We start from the raw sequence: 15,760 nt of genomic DNA, 5'->3' as shown, positions 1-15,760 counted from the left end.
AATGCGCGAGACGGAAATGCGGCTGACAGAAATATCGACGGCACTCGACTCGGTGAGGGCGCGATTGGCGGCCGCCTGCCTTGCCGCCGGTCGCGAGGTTTCCGACGTAGCACTGCTGCCGGTGACCAAATTCTTTCCGGCGTCCGACGCTCGAATCCTGTACGAACTGGGTTGCCGTGAATTCGGTGAGTCTCGTGAGCAGGAAGCAGTGGAGAAGGTCGCGGACTTCGACGGCGCTGCACAGACGGGCGCGATCGATGATCCGGTTCGCTGGCACATGATCGGACAGTTGCAGCGCAACAAAGCTCGGTCGGTAGCGAAGTGGGCCTATGCAATTCACTCGGTGGACAGTGCGCGACTGGTCGATGCACTCGATCGGGCTGCGCTGAGTGCTTTGTCGGACGGTGAGCGCACGGAGCCGCTCCGGGCGCTCATCCAGGTAAGTCTCGACGGAGACCCCGCGCGTGGCGGAGTTCCGACGGGCGAGCTAACGCCTCTCGCCGAGCGGATCGAATCAGCCGAAGGTCTCGAATTCGCGGGACTGATGGCCGTCCCGCCGCTTGGATCAGATCCGGACGAGCAGTTCGAAATCCTCCGCAGGGCACATCTTTTGATCCTCGAATCGCATCCCCGGGCAACCGAACTCTCGGCCGGTATGACCGGCGATCTGGAGGCTGCAGTGCGCCACGGATCAACCTGCGTGCGTGTCGGAACCGCACTGCTCGGCTCACGACCAGTAATCTCGAGGTGATCGCTCAGGTGATCGCCCAACCCGTCCACACCGCTGCGACCGGTCGCAGTCGGATTGATTCCGCCGCGCCAAGGAAGGTCGATCAATGAGCAACCTGCATAAGTTCAAGGCTTACTTCGGCATGGTTCCCCTCGATGACTACGAGGACGAATACGTGGAGGAGCCCGATCAGGCTCGCCGCGCACCCCGTCGTAGTCACGACGGCTATGCCGAGCGCGACGACCGCGAGTTCGTCGAACCTGCCTTCTCGAAGGCGAGCTACGCGCCCAGTCGTCGTGACGAAGAGGACGCGGAGTTCGATCGCTACGATTCCCGGCCCCGCGTCGACACCGTTCCCAGCCGCAGCAGCCGCCCGGCGATGGCGCCGCGCCCGGCAAGCCGTGGCAACCTCGCGGTCGACGCGCGCGCAGAGCGACCCGAAGCGCGACGTGCGCCGGTTGTCGACGACGGCGGCCCGCTCGCCAAGATCACGACACTGCGTCCGCAGAGCTACGCAGAGGCCCGCACGATCGGTGAGCGGTTCCGGGACGGCACTCCCGTCATCATGGATCTGGTCGACATGAGCAACGCCGACGCGAAGCGTCTGGTCGATTTCGCGGCCGGCCTGGCGTTCGCATTGCGTGGTTCTTTCGACAAGGTAGCCACCAAAGTGTTTCTTCTCTCACCGGCCGACATCGACGTTTCCGCCGAGGAGCGCCGTCGGATCGCCGAGACGGGTTTCTACAGCCAGAAATGATGGTCTCGACCGCAGTCCGGCCCCTGAGCAGGGGTGACGTGAGCACATTCGAACGGCGGCCCGCCTCGGCGGACGCCGCATTCGGACCCATCGCCGGCCGTTACAAGACGGACTCGATGCGGACCGGTTCCGGAATTGCTGCGGTGTGTCTGTTTTGGACACACCGCAGAAGTCAGGCAGAGTGAGGGTGTGGACGCGCTTCTCTCTGTGATCTATCTGGTGCTGGTTGTCTTCTGGCTGTTGCTGATCGGCAGAGTGATCGTCGAGTTCGTTCGTTCGTTTGCCAGAGATTGGCGACCGACCGGATTGGTCGCAGTCATTCTCGAAACCATTTTTACGATCACCGATCCTCCGGTGAAACTGCTCCGCAGGTTGATCCCCCCGATCAACCTCGGTGGAGTTCGCTTGGATCTATCCATCATGGTCTTGCTTTTCATCGTCATCATCCTGATGTCGGTTGTTCGCTGAGCGCAGTCCGAGTGAGTGGTATGCCAGAATGGATGCCATAACTCATCCAGTGGTTCGCCACTACGTAGTTCGCCACTACGTAGACTGTGTTGCAACTGAATGCTTGCTAGACCGCCAAATGACGCGTGAAGGGATCCTTCCATGCCGCAACTGACTCCAGCTGACGTGCACAACGTTGCGTTCAGCAAGCCGCCTATCGGCAAGCGTGGCTACAACGAGGACGAGGTCGACGCATTCCTCGACCTCGTCGAGCAGGCGCTGTCGCAGCTCATCGAAGAGAATGCGGACCTGCGCCAGCGCGTAGGTGAGCTGGATCAGGAGCTCGCGGCTGCCAAGAAGTCGCCGGCACCTGCTCAGCAGGCAGCACCCGTCGCAGCGCAGCCCAAGCCGGAGCCCGCTCGGGTCGTCGAACCGCCCAAGCCTGCACCTGTTGCAGCGCCGGTTCCCGCCGCCGCTGCCGTTGCAGCGCCGCAGAGTGGCGACACCCACATGCAGGCCGCAAAGGTCCTCGGACTGGCTCAGGAGATGGCGGATCGCCTCACCAACGATGCCAAGACCGAGTCCGAGCAGCTGCTCGGCAGTGCCCGCACCAACTCCGAGCAGCTCATGAGCGAGGCTCGCAGCAAGGCTGACGGCATGATCGCGGATGCGCGCAACAAGTCGGAGGCGATGCTGACCGACGCTCAGACTCGCTCCGAGACCCAGCTTCGCCAGGCTCAGGAGAAGGCAGACGCTCTCAAGGCGGACGCCGAGAAGAAGCACACCGAAATCATGGCGACCATCAACCAGCAGCGATCGGTCCTCGAGGGCCGTATCGAGCAGCTCAAGACGTTCGAACGCGAGTACCGGGTGCGCCTGAAGTCCTACCTGGAATCGCAGCTCGAAGAGCTCGAACAGCGCGGCTCGGCCGTTCCGGTCGACGGTGGACAGGATTCCTACAGCCCGTCCTTCGCCAAGGGAAACAGCTGACCGAGAGCGCTCCGTCGGCTCAGCTATCGGACCGGACAAAGGTTGATACGTGCTGGTCGTGACGTTGGTTCTCGCGGGAGTTGGTTTCGCTCTCCTGATCGTCGCCCTGACCACAGGGTCGCTGATCTGGGCGTGGGCATGTATCGCGATTTGTGTAGCAGGTGCCGTCCTCCTGCTGGTCAGTGCGCTGACCAGCAGGAAGGCGGTTCCTTCGTTGGATGACCCGGCATCGGGCAGCGGAATGTCGTCGCCTTACGGTCGAGTCGAGAGTTCCTCGAATTCGTCGATCGACGATGCAGCCACCGCCAACGATGACAATCAGAGAAATCATGGCGAGTCGCCGGGTGGCCCCGACAAGTCCTAGGGCGAGTTCCGACAAGGTCCAGGACGAGTATTAGACTGTCCAACACGAATACCAGGCTGTGATCCGGCAATCACCGGGGAGCTTTCGGAAGAACGGTTCTTGTCGCTTCAGGCGCCCAGAACTCAGTAGAACCGAACGGGTGAGCCCGTCACAGCTCGATCGAGTGGCACCTCGGGATCCAAGCGCGGATCTACGGGGTGCAAACGGGGTGGTACCGCGGTGTCGGCGCACAAGCGCCACGTCGTCCCCGTGCCGAGTCCGACTGGCACGAGGAGATCGCCATGGCGAGTAACGGGTATCCCAAAGTCGACTACGGTGTCCCCGCCGACACCGGAGTCAAGTTCCCCGAACTGGAACAGAAAGTCCTGAAACAGTGGGACGACGACGACACCTTCCGTGCGTCGGTTTCCAATCGGGACGGCAGCGAAGAGTTCGTTTTCTACGACGGACCGCCCTTCGCAAACGGTTTGCCGCATTACGGTCACCTGCTGACGGGGTACGTCAAGGACCTGGTGCCGCGCTTCCAGACCATGCGTGGACGCAAGGTCGAGCGACGCTTCGGCTGGGACTGCCACGGACTGCCCGCAGAACTCGAAGCGGAGAAGCAACTCGGCATCAAGGACAAGGCCGAGATCGAAGTCATGGGTCTGGCCAAGTTCAACGAGTACTGCAAGGCCTCGGTGCTCAAGTACACCGACGAGTGGCGCGACTACGTCACCCGCCAGGCACGTTGGGTCGACTTCGACAACGACTACAAGACCCTGGACGTCGACTTCATGGAGTCCGTCATGTGGGCCTTCAAGGAGCTGCACGACAAGGGCCTGATCTATCAGGGCTTCCGCGTGCTGCCCTACAGCTGGTACGAGCAGACTCCGCTGTCCAATCAGGAGACTCGTCTCGACGACGCGTACAAGATGCGTCAGGATCCTGCAGTCACGGTCGACATGCCGCTGGTCGCTCCGGGTTCACCATTGGACGGCGCAAACGCGATCATCTGGACCACGACTCCGTGGACACTGCCGTCCAACTTGGCCACTGCGGTTCATCCCGAGGTCGACTACGTCCAGGTGCTCGGCGAGGACGGAAAGCGGTACGTGCTCGCGGAAGCACGGGTTGCTCATTACGCACGTGAGCTGGGGGAGGACCCCGAGGTCGTTTCCCGTCACAAGGGCGCCGAGTTGGTCGGACTGTCGTACACACCGCCGTTCGACTTCTTCCTCGGACATCCGAACGCGCACGTCGTGCTTTCGGCCGACTACGTGACAACCGATTCCGGAACCGGAATCGTCCACCTCGCACCGGCTTTCGGTGAGGAGGATATGGATGTCGCCACGGCCAACGGTATCGAGGTCGTGCAGCCGCTCGATCCGGGTGGAAAGTTCACCTCGATGGTTCCGCCGTACGAGGGCTTGATGGTCTTCGACGCCAACCCGGTCATCATCAAGGACCTCAAGGCCGCTGGAAAGCTGCTGCGGCACGAGACGATCGAGCACTCGTACCCGCACAGTTGGCGCAGTGGGCAGCCGCTCATCTACATGGCGGTTCCCTCGTGGTTCGTCGCGGTCACCAAGTTCCGCGATCGCATGGTCGAGCTGAACAAGGACATCACGTGGGTGCCCGAGCACATCCGTGACGGCCAGTTCGGCAAGTGGCTCGAAGGTGCACGCGACTGGAACATCAGCCGAAACCGCTACTGGGGCAGCCCGATCCCGGTGTGGGTGTCGGACGATCCGCAGTACCCGCGTACGGACGTCTACGGATCGCTCGATCAGTTGGAGGCAGACTTCGGTGTGCGTCCGACCGATCTGCATCGCCCGATGATCGACGACCTGGTCCGCCCGAACCCCGACGACCCGACCGGGAAGTCGATGATGCGCCGCGTTCCCGAGGTGCTCGACTGCTGGTTCGAATCCGGTTCGATGCCGTACGCGCAGGTGCACTACCCATTCGAGAACCGTGAATGGTTCGAGGGCCATTTCCCGGGCGATTTCATCGTCGAGTACAACGGGCAGACTCGCGGCTGGTTCTACACGCTGCACGTGCTGGCCACCGCACTCTTCGATCGTCCGGCGTTCAAAACCGTTGCTGCGCACGGCATCGTGCTCGGCGACGACGGACTCAAGATGAGCAAGTCCAAGGGCAACTACCCGGACGTGAAGGAGGTGTTCAACCGCGACGGCAGCGATGCCATGCGATGGTTCCTGATGTCTTCGCCGATCTTGCGCGGCGGAAACCTCATCGTGACCGAGCAGGGCATCCGCGAAGGTGTGCGTCAGGCATTGCTCCCGCTGTGGAACGCCTGGAGCTTCCTGCAGTTGTACGCGCCGGAATCCGGTGTGTGGCGTACCGATTCGAAGAACATCCTCGATCAGTACATCCTGGCCAAGCTCGCTACCACCCGCGACGTGATCACCGAGGCCCTCGAGGTCAACGACATCGCCGGCGCGTGCGACGAGCTTCGGTTGTTCTGTGACGCACTCACCAACTGGTATGTGCGACGGTCGCGTTCGCGGTTCTGGGACGAGGATCGCGACGCGATCGACACCCTGCACACCGTGCTCGAGGTCGTGACGCGTCTCGCTGCGCCGCTGTTGCCGCTGGTGTCCGAGGTGATCTGGCGCGGGCTGACCGGGGAGCGCTCGGTTCACCTGGCTGATTGGCCCGAGGCGTCGGAGCTCCCCGCGAACCCCGAGCTGGTAGCGGCGATGGACGACGTCCGGACCGTGTGCTCCACGGTGCTGAGCCTGCGCAAGGCGCAGAATCTGCGTGTTCGTCTTCCGCTGCCCGAGGTCACGGTTGCGGCGCCGGATGCCGAGCGTCTGCGTCCGTTCCTCGGACTGATCGCCGACGAGGTCAACGTCAAGAAGGTCGATCTGACCGATGACGTCGACGTGCACGGGCGCTTCGAGATCGCGGTCAATGCGCGTGCTGCAGGACCGCGTCTGGGCAAGTCCGTTCAGACTGTCATCAAGGCGGTCAAGGCGGGCGACTGGACCGAGAACGCGGACGGCGTCGTGGTTGCGGCGGGCATCGAACTGCTGCCCGAGGAGTACACGCAGAAACTGGTTGCAGCCGAGCCTGATTCGACGGCTGCATTGCCCGACGGTGCGGGACTCGTCGTACTCGATTCCGTCGTGACGGAGGAACTCGAAGCCGAGGGCTGGGCGAAGGACCGTATCCGTCAGTTGCAGGATGCGCGTCGTGCCGCCGGTTTGGACGTCTCGGACCGGATCAACGTCGTGCTCGAGGTTCCGCAGGACTGCAAGGAGTGGGCAGAGCGTCATCGCGAATTGATCGCCGGTGAGGTTCTGGCCACCTCCTTCTCGGTGGGTGAAGCGGGAGACGACGCCGTCGATCTCGGTGACGGTATCCGCGCCGCGATCACGAAGGTCTAATACCGCCGTAACTACTCCGGCTCCCCGAAGAATGTCTGTATGTCGGGGTGCCGGAGTAGTTTGCTCTCATGAGTACGAGCAAGGAAACCGTGGCGCGCATTCTCGAGCAGTTGGAACCGCTCGACGTGCGGGCAAGGGCGATGTTCGGCGAGTACGGATTGTATTGCGACGAGAAGATCGTGGGCTTGATCTGCGGAGACGTTCTGTTCGTCAAACCCACCGAGGTCAGTGCGGAGTTCGGATCAGAGGCGGATCTGGCTCCGCCGTACCCGGGAGCGAAGGATTACTACCGGGTGACGGAGGAACGGTTGCAGGACCTCGATCACCTGCACGCCTTCATTCAACGGACTGCCGACGTATTGCCGCTGCCGAAGAAGAAGTCGCCCAAGAAGAAGGCGCGGACGTAGATTCTGCACCTACTTTTGAGAGAACCGTAACTCCCGATGAATCAAGGTGATCCCACACGAAGTCGCAGGTGGGTGCTGCATCTCGACATGGATGCGTTTTTCGCCTCCGCCGAGCAGTTGACCCGTCCCACGCTGCGAGGTCGCCCGGTGCTGGTCGGCGGCTTGGGCGGGCGCGGAGTGGTGGCCGGGGCAAGTTACGAAGCGAGAGTTTTCGGTGCGCGTTCGGCGATGCCGATGCATCAAGCACGCCGGATGGTCGGTGGTGGAGCGGTGGTATTGCCACCGCGGATGTCGTTGTATTCGGTTCTGAGTAAACGCACGTTCGACGCGTTGCGCCTTCGTATGCCGATCCTCGAGCAACTGTCGGTGGACGAGGCTTTCGGGGAGCCGGTGGAGTTGGCCGGTGTCGGAGCTGACGAGGTCCGCGCGTTTTGCGAAGATTTGCGGGCGTTGATCAAAGCCGAGACCGGGTTGGTCGCCTCGATCGGTGCCGGCGCAGGTAAGCAGGTCGCCAAGATCGCGTCGGGACTGGCAAAGCCCGACGGCGTCGCAGTCATTCCTCCCGGGATGCAGCACGAGTTGCTCGATCCACTGCCGGTGCGGAAGCTCTGGGGGATCGGCCCTGTTGCCGAGGAAAAGCTCAAGCGTCTCGGCATCGAAACCATCGGAGGGTTTGCCCGCACTCCCATAGCGGAGGTGGCGTCGATACTCGGAACCACTGTCGGACCGGGGTTGCATCGGCTCGCACAGGGGATCGACGATCGGCCGGTCGCCGAGCGTGCCGAATCCAAGCAGATCAGCGCGGAATCCACTTTCGCCGCAGACATCGTCACGATGGCGCAACTGCGCGCCGCCGTCGAAAGTAGTGGTCGTGCAGCATTTTCCAGGCTGGAGAAGGACGGAAGAGCTGCTCGCACCGTCGTACTGAAGCTCAAGAAGTCCGATATGAGTATCTTGACTCGATCCGTGACGCTGCCGTTTGCCACCATCGACCGCCAAATCCTCATCGCGACTGCGCAGAAACAGGTCATCGATCCACAGGAATTGGGGCCGATTCGCCTGGTCGGTGTGGGATTCGCCGGTTTGTCCACCGTTCGGCAAGGATCACTTTTTCCCGAGTTGGATCAGGATGTTCCCGGCTATCCGGTCGAGACTCTCACGGGCGCCCTCGATGAGGCTGAACTCGACGTTCCGGTGGCCGCACGCGTGCCTCAGCGCTACTGGCACCCCGGTTTGGACGTGAAGCATCCAGAATACGGACACGGTTGGGTGCAGGGCGCCGGGCACGGTGTGGTCACCGTTCGCTTCGAAACCCGTTCCAGCGGAACGGGAATAGCCAAAACCTTCGCCGAATCGGATGAGGTGCTCGCGGTAGCAGATGCGGTCGACAGCCTTCTCTGAGGATGTCCTTAGACTTTTTCCGCTTACCGTTGGGTAATGTTGTCGACGATCCTCGAGCAAGCACGATGTTCGACTGACGCTCGAATGTGAACACCCGAATGGATAGGACTGAGAAGTTGAAGCTTCAGAAGATGACCGTTGCAGCCGTGGCGATCGCAGCAGCCCTGACGATGACCGCGTGTGGTTCAGACGGAGGAGACTCCGACAAGACGACTTCGGCGAAGCCCACGACCACCACCTCTGCGGCACCCACGTCCGAGGTTGTTCTGCCGACCGCCCCTGAGCTCAACGCCAAGGTCGCTCAGGCACTCGACGAGAGCGTTCCGGCCGCAGACAAGGTCAACCTCGTCCAGGGCGCCGAGGCTGATCCCGAGCTGATCAACCAGGTCGCCGCTGCCGCCAAGGCTGCCGGCGCGCAGGTCGAGATCCTCGACCCGGTCACCGACACGGGCAGCGAGACGGCAGCAGCTTCGCTGAACATCGTCGTCAACGGCCAGCCGCTGCAGCAGGGCCTGCAGGCTTCGTTCGTCTACGAAGACGGCGTCTGGAAGCTCTCGAAGACCACGGCTTGCCAGATCGTCGGCGTTGCAGGTCTGACCTCGCCGGCTTGCGCTGCTTGATCTCTCGGTAACACCTGAAACACCAGAGCGGCCGCCGACTCCCGAAGGGGAGTGGGCGGCCGCTCTTCACGTGGTAAGCGACGTCAGTGATGGAATCCCTCGGTGACGCGCGGCCGCGGCATCGGGCTGTCCAGTTCGTCGAGGAACGCGGTTTCCTCTTCGATGATGCGCAGCAGATTGGCCGCCAGGTCCATGCTCAGTCCGTTACGAACCACGATGCGCTGCACTGTCAGATCCGCGAGATCGTCCGGCATGGGGTAGGCCGGCACCAACCAGCCCTTGCCTCGCAACCGGTCCGAGAGGTCGTACAGCGTCCAGTTGGACGTGTGCCCCTCGGCGAGGCGCCACGCGAAGACCGGGATGTCGGAACCGTCGTTCCACAGTTCGAACGCGTCGAGTTTCCCGATCCCTTCGGCGAGAAATTTCGCCACGTCCTGGGAGGACTGCTGGATCGCGCGATAGCCGTCGTGGCCGAGACGCAGGAACAAGTAGAACTGCAGGATCACCTGAGCGCCGGGACGCGAGAAGTTCAGTGCGAAGGTCGGCATACTGCCGCCGAGGTAGCTCACCTTGAAGACGAGGTCGTCGGGAAGTAGATCCTGCGATCGCCAGACCACCCATCCGAGGCCGGGATAGACGAGCCCGTACTTGTGCGCCGAGGTGTTGATGGAGTGGACGCGCGGTAGTCGGAAATCCCATTCGAGTTCGGGCTGAAGGAACGGTGCGATCATCGCACCGGAAGCGCCGTCGACGTGGATGGGGACGTCGAGTCCCGTCTTCGCCTGGATCTCATCGAGTGCCTTCGAGATTTCCAGGACCGGCTCGTACATCCCGGTGTAGGTGACGCCCATGATCGCGACGACGCCGATGGTGTTCTCGTCGACGTACTTGTCCAGATCGTGACCGTCGAGGGTGCGGTGTTCCTCGCTGATCGGCACGTAACGCGCTTCGACGTCCCAGTAGTTGCAGAACTTCTCCCAGCACACCTGGACCGCGGAACTCATGATGAGATTTGGCTTTTCGGTCGACTTGCCCGCGGCTTTTCGTGCGTGCTGCCAGCGTCGTTTCATCGCCAGGCCGCCGAGCATGCAGGCTTCGGACGAACCGATCGTCGAGGTGCCGATTGCGTCCTTGGGGGAGGGTGAGTGCCAGAGATCGGCAAGGATGCGCCAGCAATAGGTTTCGATCGCGGCGGTCTGCGGATACTCGTCCTTGTCGATCATGTTCTTGTCGAACGACTCGGCATACAGTTTGGTGGCGTGATCGTCCATCCACGTGCTGACGAACGTCGCGAGATTGAGCCGCGCATTGCCGTCGAGCATCGTTTCGTCGTGGACGATCTGATACGCGGTCTCGGGAAGCATGCCATCGGGTTCGAGTGTGTACTTCGATGCAACCGAATCCTCGCCAGGCCTCGAGAAGATCGGATTGACGGCTACGTAATCGGTGTGATCTGACCTTCTGGGTTCCGGCATGAACTCTGGCTCCTCACATCAGTGTGTCGCGTTGGTCTGTTTCGTACCTACTCTCACCGTTCAGTGTGGACGGGCAGTTGTCAAAGGGTCTGTGGTCCCGAATCATTCGCGAAAGGCCGAGACGGGACCAATCCGCTCGTTGTCAGGGCGTTTGTGCGCGCAGGCGATCTGCGGCGGCCGATGCCATCGAGAGGAGAACATCGGGGGCGATCGGACTCGGCGCCGTCGCGGACAGCTGAGTCAACGTCGTCCCGACTACGGCCACGATCGCGTCGGCAACCAAGGTGAAACCGCCACTCTCCGTGATGATTCGGAAAGCGAAAGACGCGTCGCCGATGTTCGGGTCCGACGCTCCGCCGACGCGATAGGTGATTGTCGTTCCGTCGGCATCGGTTCCCGAATACTCCGCACACCCAGCCAGCGTGGTCTGAAGTTTCTCGAAAGCTGCTGCTGCCGCGGTGCCGTCGGCGTACGAAGCAGAGTCCTGATCGATGCTCGTGAAATCGGGGCCGGTGAACATGTCGGAGAGGTCGGCGACCGATCCGGGAGCCTGGGTGGCTATCGGCGCCAGAACCTGGGCGCAGACGGCGGGGTCGGTGCTCGACTTGTCCGCCTCCGAGTTTTCCGGCGCCGGTGCGAGGCCGAGGTCGTCGACCGGGTCGGGAACTACGTCGAAGTCGGCAGGTAGCTCGGACAGGGTGAGCGCGGCTCGTTGCAGGCCGTCACGGTCGAGAGGCGCCCCGCTCAGCGGTGCGGCCGGAGCAGCCGTGAACGGCGCCAAGCCGACCTGTGGGGCGGAAACCTGCGTAGTCGTGTCGGCACCAGGCGAGTCGTCCGAGCCGCAACCGGTCACGACGAACAGTGCCGCCGTTGCGGTCAGACCAAGTGCGAGAAGCGACCGGCGTGTCACGATTCCCACCGAATGCTGTTGGAGATGGTCTGCCGGATCACCGAGGAGCTGTCCGGGTCGCCGTATGCCTGGTCGCCGCCGACGGTCATCTGTCCGTCGATCGGCAAGGGGAGTGAGAGGTCGACGGTGAGGTTTCCGGAGCCGGCCATGACGTACTGATCGATGTTCAGCGTTCCGGCGTCACCGGCCAGGTTCCAGACCGGGCTCTGCGGGGTCTGCGATACGTCCACCGCGAGCGAAAGCCGATTGCCCTCGCGCGCGGTGAGCGTGACGGTGGTTGTCTGATCGAGCAGGATTTCGCTGCTGACTTGCTGCCGAACCACCCAACGTGCGCCGACACCGACCGGAGCGTCGGGGAGTGCGACGGTCCGGTAGACCGCTTGGCCCAGCGCTTGTTCGATTGCAGCGCGGGCAGCATTGGCCGAGTTGGCGGAGGGCTTCAACCGTAGGGCGGTGATGGCGCCCGAATCCGTGACCGACAATCCGGCCGCAGACCCGTCGGCCCCGCTCAGCGCAGCCTGCAGCGTTGCATCGGGCGAGGTCATCGACGATAGCGTGAGGTCAACGACTGCGGTGGGATCGTCAGCGGTCACGTTTGCCGAGAGCGGGATCGTGATCTCCGGCGAAGAGAAATCCTGCGCCGGTTGTTGATCGATCTGCTGACTCACGACGGCCTGGGTGACGAGCGTCGCCGTCTGCGTGGTGCCGACAGGCAAGTTCGTACGCAAAATTTCGCGCGGCTCGCTTCCCGCCTCGAGAACTTCGACCGTCGCGGCGGTCACCGGAACAGTCACCTCACTCGGCGAGGAGGTCGGGGTGTTCGGAGGTTGATCCGAGTCGCCGCAAGCGGTGAGAACGGTGGTGAGAGCGAGGGCAGCGAGGGCGAACGGAACGCGTCGGCCGGTCGTGGACAGCAGTGGCACGCGCTCCAGGCTAGCCGCAGTTGCAGAGTGCGTGACCCGGTGCGGTGAACATGAGGGATGATGGTTGCGTGAGTACAGACCACCCAGACCGAGATGTCAACGCGGAGGATCAGCCGATTACCGAAATCTCGAAGGCCGACGAGTCCGAAACCGTGAAACCGGAAGCCGTGAAATCGGAAGACGGTGACCTGGCGGTTGCGCCGGTCGAAAAGCCCCGCCGGCTGACCATGCTCATTGCCATCGCCGCTGTCATCCTGCTCTCGGACATTCTCACGAAGGTGTGGGCAGTCGCCGCGGTCAAACCGGGGCAGCCGATCGAAATCATCGGTGACGTGGTCACATTCACGATGGTGCGCAATCCGGGGGCAGCGTTCTCGATGGCGACGTCGATGACGTGGATCCTCACTCTCGTCGCAATCGGTGTGGTCATAGGTGTGATCAAGATCGGTCGCACGCTCCGTTCACCGTGGTGGGCGCTCGGTCTCGGCCTCGTTCTCGGCGGCGCGCTGGGTAACCTCGTCGACCGATTCTTCCGCTCTCCCGGAATCATGCGCGGACATGTGGTGGATTTCGTCTCCGTCGGCTGGTGGCCGGTGTTCAACATCGCGGATTCCGCGATCGTCTGTGGCGCGATTCTGCTCGTCGTCCTGACACTGTTCGGCTTCGAACCCAACGGTGAACGCCTGCGTGATCACAAGGCGGACGACAAGAAGCTCACCGAATCGAAGGCTGCAGCCGAGGGAGAAACCAAGTGAGGGAATCCCGTTCGATGCCAGTGCCCGACGGTCTCGATGCCATGCGCGTCGATGCCGGCCTCGCGCGCCTTCTCGGACTCTCGCGCACCGTGGTCGCGACACTCGCGGAAGAAGGCTCGGTACTCGTCGACGGTGTGGCCGTCGGCAAGTCCGATCGTCTGACCGCAGGGTCGTGGCTCGAGGTAGTCCTGCCCGAACCGCCGCGGCCCCTGACCATCGAAGCGACACCGGTCGAGGGAATGGAGATCCTCTACGCCGACGACGACGTCGTGGCAGTCGACAAGCCCGTCGGAGTTGCCGCGCACGCCAGCGTCGGGTGGACGGGACCGACCGTCATCGGCGGACTTGCCGCGGCCGGTTTCCGCATCTCGACGTCCGGTGCCCACGAGCGTCAGGGCATCGTCCACCGCCTGGACGTCGGAACGTCGGGTGTCATGGTGGTTGCCACATCCGAGCGCGCGTACACGTTGCTCAAGCGCGCTTTCAAGCAGCGGACCATCGACAAGCGCTATCACGCTCTCGTGCAGGGACACCCCGACCCGAGCAGCGGAACGATCGACGCGCCCATCGGACGCCATCACGGGAACGACTGGCGATTCACGGTCACGGCCGACGGCAAGCCCAGCGTCACGCACTACGACACCATCGAGGCGTTCCAGGCAGCGAGTCTGCTGGACGTGCACCTCGAAACCGGTCGCACACACCAGATCCGTGTCCACTTTTCGGCGTTGCGCCATCCGTGCTGCGGCGACCTGACTTACGGCGCGGACCCTCGACTTGCCGAAAGGCTCGGCCTCGAGCGCCAGTGGCTGCACGCCGTGTCTCTTGGATTCGCACATCCGGCGGACGGTCGCTGGGTCGAGATCAAGAGCAAGTACCCGAAGGATCTCGAACACGCACTCGAAGTTCTCCGGTCCTCATGACACCGCGCGGGCTTACCCCCGCGCCGGCCGTCGTCGCGGTGGTGGTCGGTGTGGCGGCGGTGGTGGGCGTGGGGTTCGCGAATCCCGTGCCGACCCCGCCGATCCGGACGGACACCCTGGGTCCGGACAGTGGGGAAGCTGTCCCGGACTACCTCGACCGAGCGCGAGATTCCGTCGCGTCGGTCGATGGGCCGGTGTGGGCGTTGGTCTCGTTCACGAAGGCACTCACCGTCGACGAGGTCATCACGTCGACCAGCAGTGTTCAGGTGCCGGGCGCTGAGGTCTCGGGCGTTCGCGTGTCCAGGGTCATGTTCCGAGTTCCGATCGAGCGCGTCCAGACGCCGCTCATGTCGGTGCCCGTGCCCGACAACGACGAAGCAGTACGCAGATCGCCCGGGGTTGCAGCCACGCGACTGGTCTCGCTCGGCGGCGACACCGATCGTCAGCAACAGGTGGCGCTCGCGTCGGCGAAGCGATTGTCCGCCGGGTGCGCCTGCGCGGTGGGCGTGCTGGTGCGAGCTACTCCCGAAGGACTCGAAGCGATCGAACATGACTCGAACGTCCGTGCAGTGGAAGCGTTGCCGTCCGACGCCTCGCCGTGGCTGGCAGCCGTCCGTCCCTTGCTGCCGGAGTACGTGGACGTCGTTGCTCCCGGCCCCGACGACGGCCCGGTCCCGTGAACTCCGGTTCTGTGAACAAGGACGAACGCGCTAGGTCCGGTTCGTCCTCGGGGATCCTCTACGGTGTGGCGGCGTTCCTGTTGTGGGGAACGTTCCCGGCATTCTTCGGACTACTCGACTTCGCCGATCCGGTCGAGATCCTGGCGCACCGGGTGGTGTGGACCCTTCTGTTGATGCTGATCGTGTTGGCCTTTGCCGGCCGCCTCGGATCGCTTCGCGGAATCAGCGCACGCACCTGGCTGCTGGTGACCGCGGCGTCAGCGGCGATCGCCGTGAACTGGGGGACGTACATCTATGCCGTGGTGTCAGGCCGCGTCGTGGAGGCGGCTCTCGGGTACTTCATCAACCCGCTGGTCACCGTTCTGCTCGGCGTCGTGATCTTCCGCGAACGACTGCGTCCCGCCCAGATCGCCGCGCTCGTTCTCGCTGCCACGGCAGTTGTGGTGATCACGGTCGACTTCGGGAAACCTCCGATCGTCGCTTTGCTGCTCGCCGGCTCGTTTGCCACCTATGGGTTGGTCAAGAAGGTGGTTCCGCTCGATCCTCGAACCAGTTTGACTGCCGAGGGAGTCGTTGCCGCACCGTTCGCGGTCGGCTACCTCGTGTTTCTCGGCCTGACCGGGGCCGGTGCATTCATCAGCAGCGGTACCGGGCACAGCCTGTTGCTGCTTGCCGCCGGCCCGGTCACCGCGCTGCCGCTGCTCCTGTTCGGCGTCGCCGCTCAGAGAGTTCCGTTGGCGACGATGGGCATGCTGCAGTACCTCACCCCGGCGCTCCAGATGGCGTGGGGTGTGGCCGTCATGCACGAGGACATGCCGGCCTCACGCTGGATCGGCTTCGTTCTGATCTGGGCTGCACTGGTGATCTTCACGACAGACACCTTCGTCGCCGGTCGACGTTCGCGGCGTTCGGTGAGGTCGAGCGCCGAACCCGAGGTTCCGGTCACGTGACCGGAGGCGGCGCACGGCGACTCCGCTACGTCG

General features: G+C 63.2%; 16 protein-coding genes. 13 read left to right on the top strand and 3 right to left on the bottom strand.

The genetic code is table 11. The features are described 5' to 3' along the window. Position 1: 1 nt before the first annotated feature. From M0639_RS16710 to M0639_RS16670, 9 genes are all read left to right on the top strand, one after another. Positions 2 to 751 (top strand): YggS family pyridoxal phosphate-dependent enzyme, encoded by a 750-nt coding sequence (locus M0639_RS16710; RefSeq protein WP_007733204.1) that lies wholly within the window; start codon positions 2 to 4, stop codon positions 749 to 751. 85 nt (positions 752 to 836) lie between these two features. Further along, positions 837 to 1,487, top strand: a complete 651-nt coding sequence (locus tag M0639_RS16705) for a cell division protein SepF (RefSeq protein WP_003941752.1) — start codon at positions 837 to 839, stop codon at positions 1,485 to 1,487. A gap of 189 nt (positions 1,488 to 1,676) precedes the next feature. Next, a complete protein-coding gene (locus M0639_RS16700) occupies positions 1,677 to 1,955 on the top strand; it encodes a YggT family protein (RefSeq protein WP_003941780.1) in 279 nt (92 codons plus the stop codon). A gap of 141 nt (positions 1,956 to 2,096) precedes the next feature. Continuing rightward, positions 2,097 to 2,924, top strand: coding sequence for a DivIVA-like cell division protein Wag31 (gene wag31 / locus M0639_RS16695; RefSeq protein WP_003941722.1), 828 nt, complete (start codon positions 2,097 to 2,099; stop codon positions 2,922 to 2,924). A gap of 49 nt (positions 2,925 to 2,973) precedes the next feature. After that, positions 2,974 to 3,288, top strand: a complete 315-nt coding sequence (locus M0639_RS16690; protein ID WP_007733197.1) for a hypothetical protein — start codon at positions 2,974 to 2,976, stop codon at positions 3,286 to 3,288. Between the two features lie 281 nt (positions 3,289 to 3,569). After that, positions 3,570 to 6,683 carry an isoleucine--tRNA ligase gene (gene ileS, locus M0639_RS16685; protein WP_064075455.1) on the top strand — a complete coding sequence of 1,038 codons (3,114 nt, stop codon included), beginning with the start codon at positions 3,570 to 3,572 and terminating at the stop codon, positions 6,681 to 6,683. Positions 6,684 to 6,751: 68 nt separating this feature from the next. Then, positions 6,752 to 7,090: a TfoX/Sxy family protein gene (locus M0639_RS16680; RefSeq protein WP_021344556.1), complete on the top strand. Its 339-nt coding sequence runs from the start codon at positions 6,752 to 6,754 to the stop codon at positions 7,088 to 7,090. 36 nt (positions 7,091 to 7,126) lie between these two features. Beyond that, positions 7,127 to 8,491, top strand: coding sequence for a DNA polymerase IV (locus M0639_RS16675; RefSeq protein ID WP_058039460.1), 1,365 nt, complete (start codon positions 7,127 to 7,129; stop codon positions 8,489 to 8,491). Between the two features lie 116 nt (positions 8,492 to 8,607). Then, entirely contained in the window at positions 8,608 to 9,111 is a 504-nt protein-coding gene (locus tag M0639_RS16670) for a WKL family lipoprotein (RefSeq protein WP_047270137.1), read from the top strand. 83 nt (positions 9,112 to 9,194) lie between these two features. Here M0639_RS16670 and gad read toward each other — a convergent pair whose 3' ends face one another. The 3 genes from gad to M0639_RS16655 form a co-directional block, all read right to left on the bottom strand. Continuing rightward, on the bottom strand, positions 9,195 to 10,586 hold the full coding sequence (gene gad, locus M0639_RS16665; RefSeq protein WP_003941675.1) for a glutamate decarboxylase: 1,392 nt from the start codon (positions 10,584 to 10,586) through the stop codon (positions 9,195 to 9,197). 142 nt (positions 10,587 to 10,728) lie between these two features. Beyond that, positions 10,729 to 11,496, bottom strand: a complete 768-nt coding sequence (locus tag M0639_RS16660) for a sensor domain-containing protein (protein WP_225320057.1) — start codon at positions 11,494 to 11,496, stop codon at positions 10,729 to 10,731. Beyond that, entirely contained in the window at positions 11,493 to 12,419 is a 927-nt protein-coding gene (locus tag M0639_RS16655) for a hypothetical protein (protein ID WP_064075436.1), read from the bottom strand. The genes M0639_RS16660 and M0639_RS16655 overlap by 4 nt, the downstream gene beginning before the upstream one ends. 68 nt (positions 12,420 to 12,487) lie before the next feature. Here M0639_RS16655 and lspA point away from each other — a divergent pair, with 68 nt between their 5' ends. The 4 genes from lspA to rarD are packed head-to-tail and all read left to right on the top strand — an operon-like array spanning position 12,488 to position 15,727. After that, positions 12,488 to 13,174 carry a signal peptidase II gene (lspA, locus tag M0639_RS16650; RefSeq protein WP_054187270.1) on the top strand — a complete coding sequence of 229 codons (687 nt, stop codon included), beginning with the start codon at positions 12,488 to 12,490 and terminating at the stop codon, positions 13,172 to 13,174. Continuing rightward, positions 13,171 to 14,097, top strand: a complete 927-nt coding sequence (locus tag M0639_RS16645; protein ID WP_007733161.1) for an RluA family pseudouridine synthase — start codon at positions 13,171 to 13,173, stop codon at positions 14,095 to 14,097. Before lspA ends, M0639_RS16645 begins: the two co-directional genes overlap by 4 nt. Next, positions 14,094 to 14,777: a hypothetical protein gene (locus M0639_RS16640; RefSeq protein WP_064075435.1), complete on the top strand. Its 684-nt coding sequence runs from the start codon at positions 14,094 to 14,096 to the stop codon at positions 14,775 to 14,777. The genes M0639_RS16645 and M0639_RS16640 overlap by 4 nt, the downstream gene beginning before the upstream one ends. A gap of 11 nt (positions 14,778 to 14,788) precedes the next feature. After that, complete coding sequence (gene rarD / locus M0639_RS16635) at positions 14,789 to 15,727, top strand: EamA family transporter RarD (RefSeq protein ID WP_042453573.1); 939 nt, start codon at positions 14,789 to 14,791, stop codon at positions 15,725 to 15,727. The last annotated feature ends 33 nt before the right edge of the window (positions 15,728 to 15,760 follow it).

The sequence above is a fragment of the Rhodococcus qingshengii JCM 15477 genome, from assembly GCF_023221595.1.
Taxonomy (GTDB): Bacteria; Actinomycetota; Actinomycetes; order Mycobacteriales; family Mycobacteriaceae; genus Rhodococcus_F; species Rhodococcus_F qingshengii.
The sequence above is the reverse complement of the archived record's forward strand: the minus strand, read 5'-3'. Positions and strand labels throughout refer to the sequence as shown.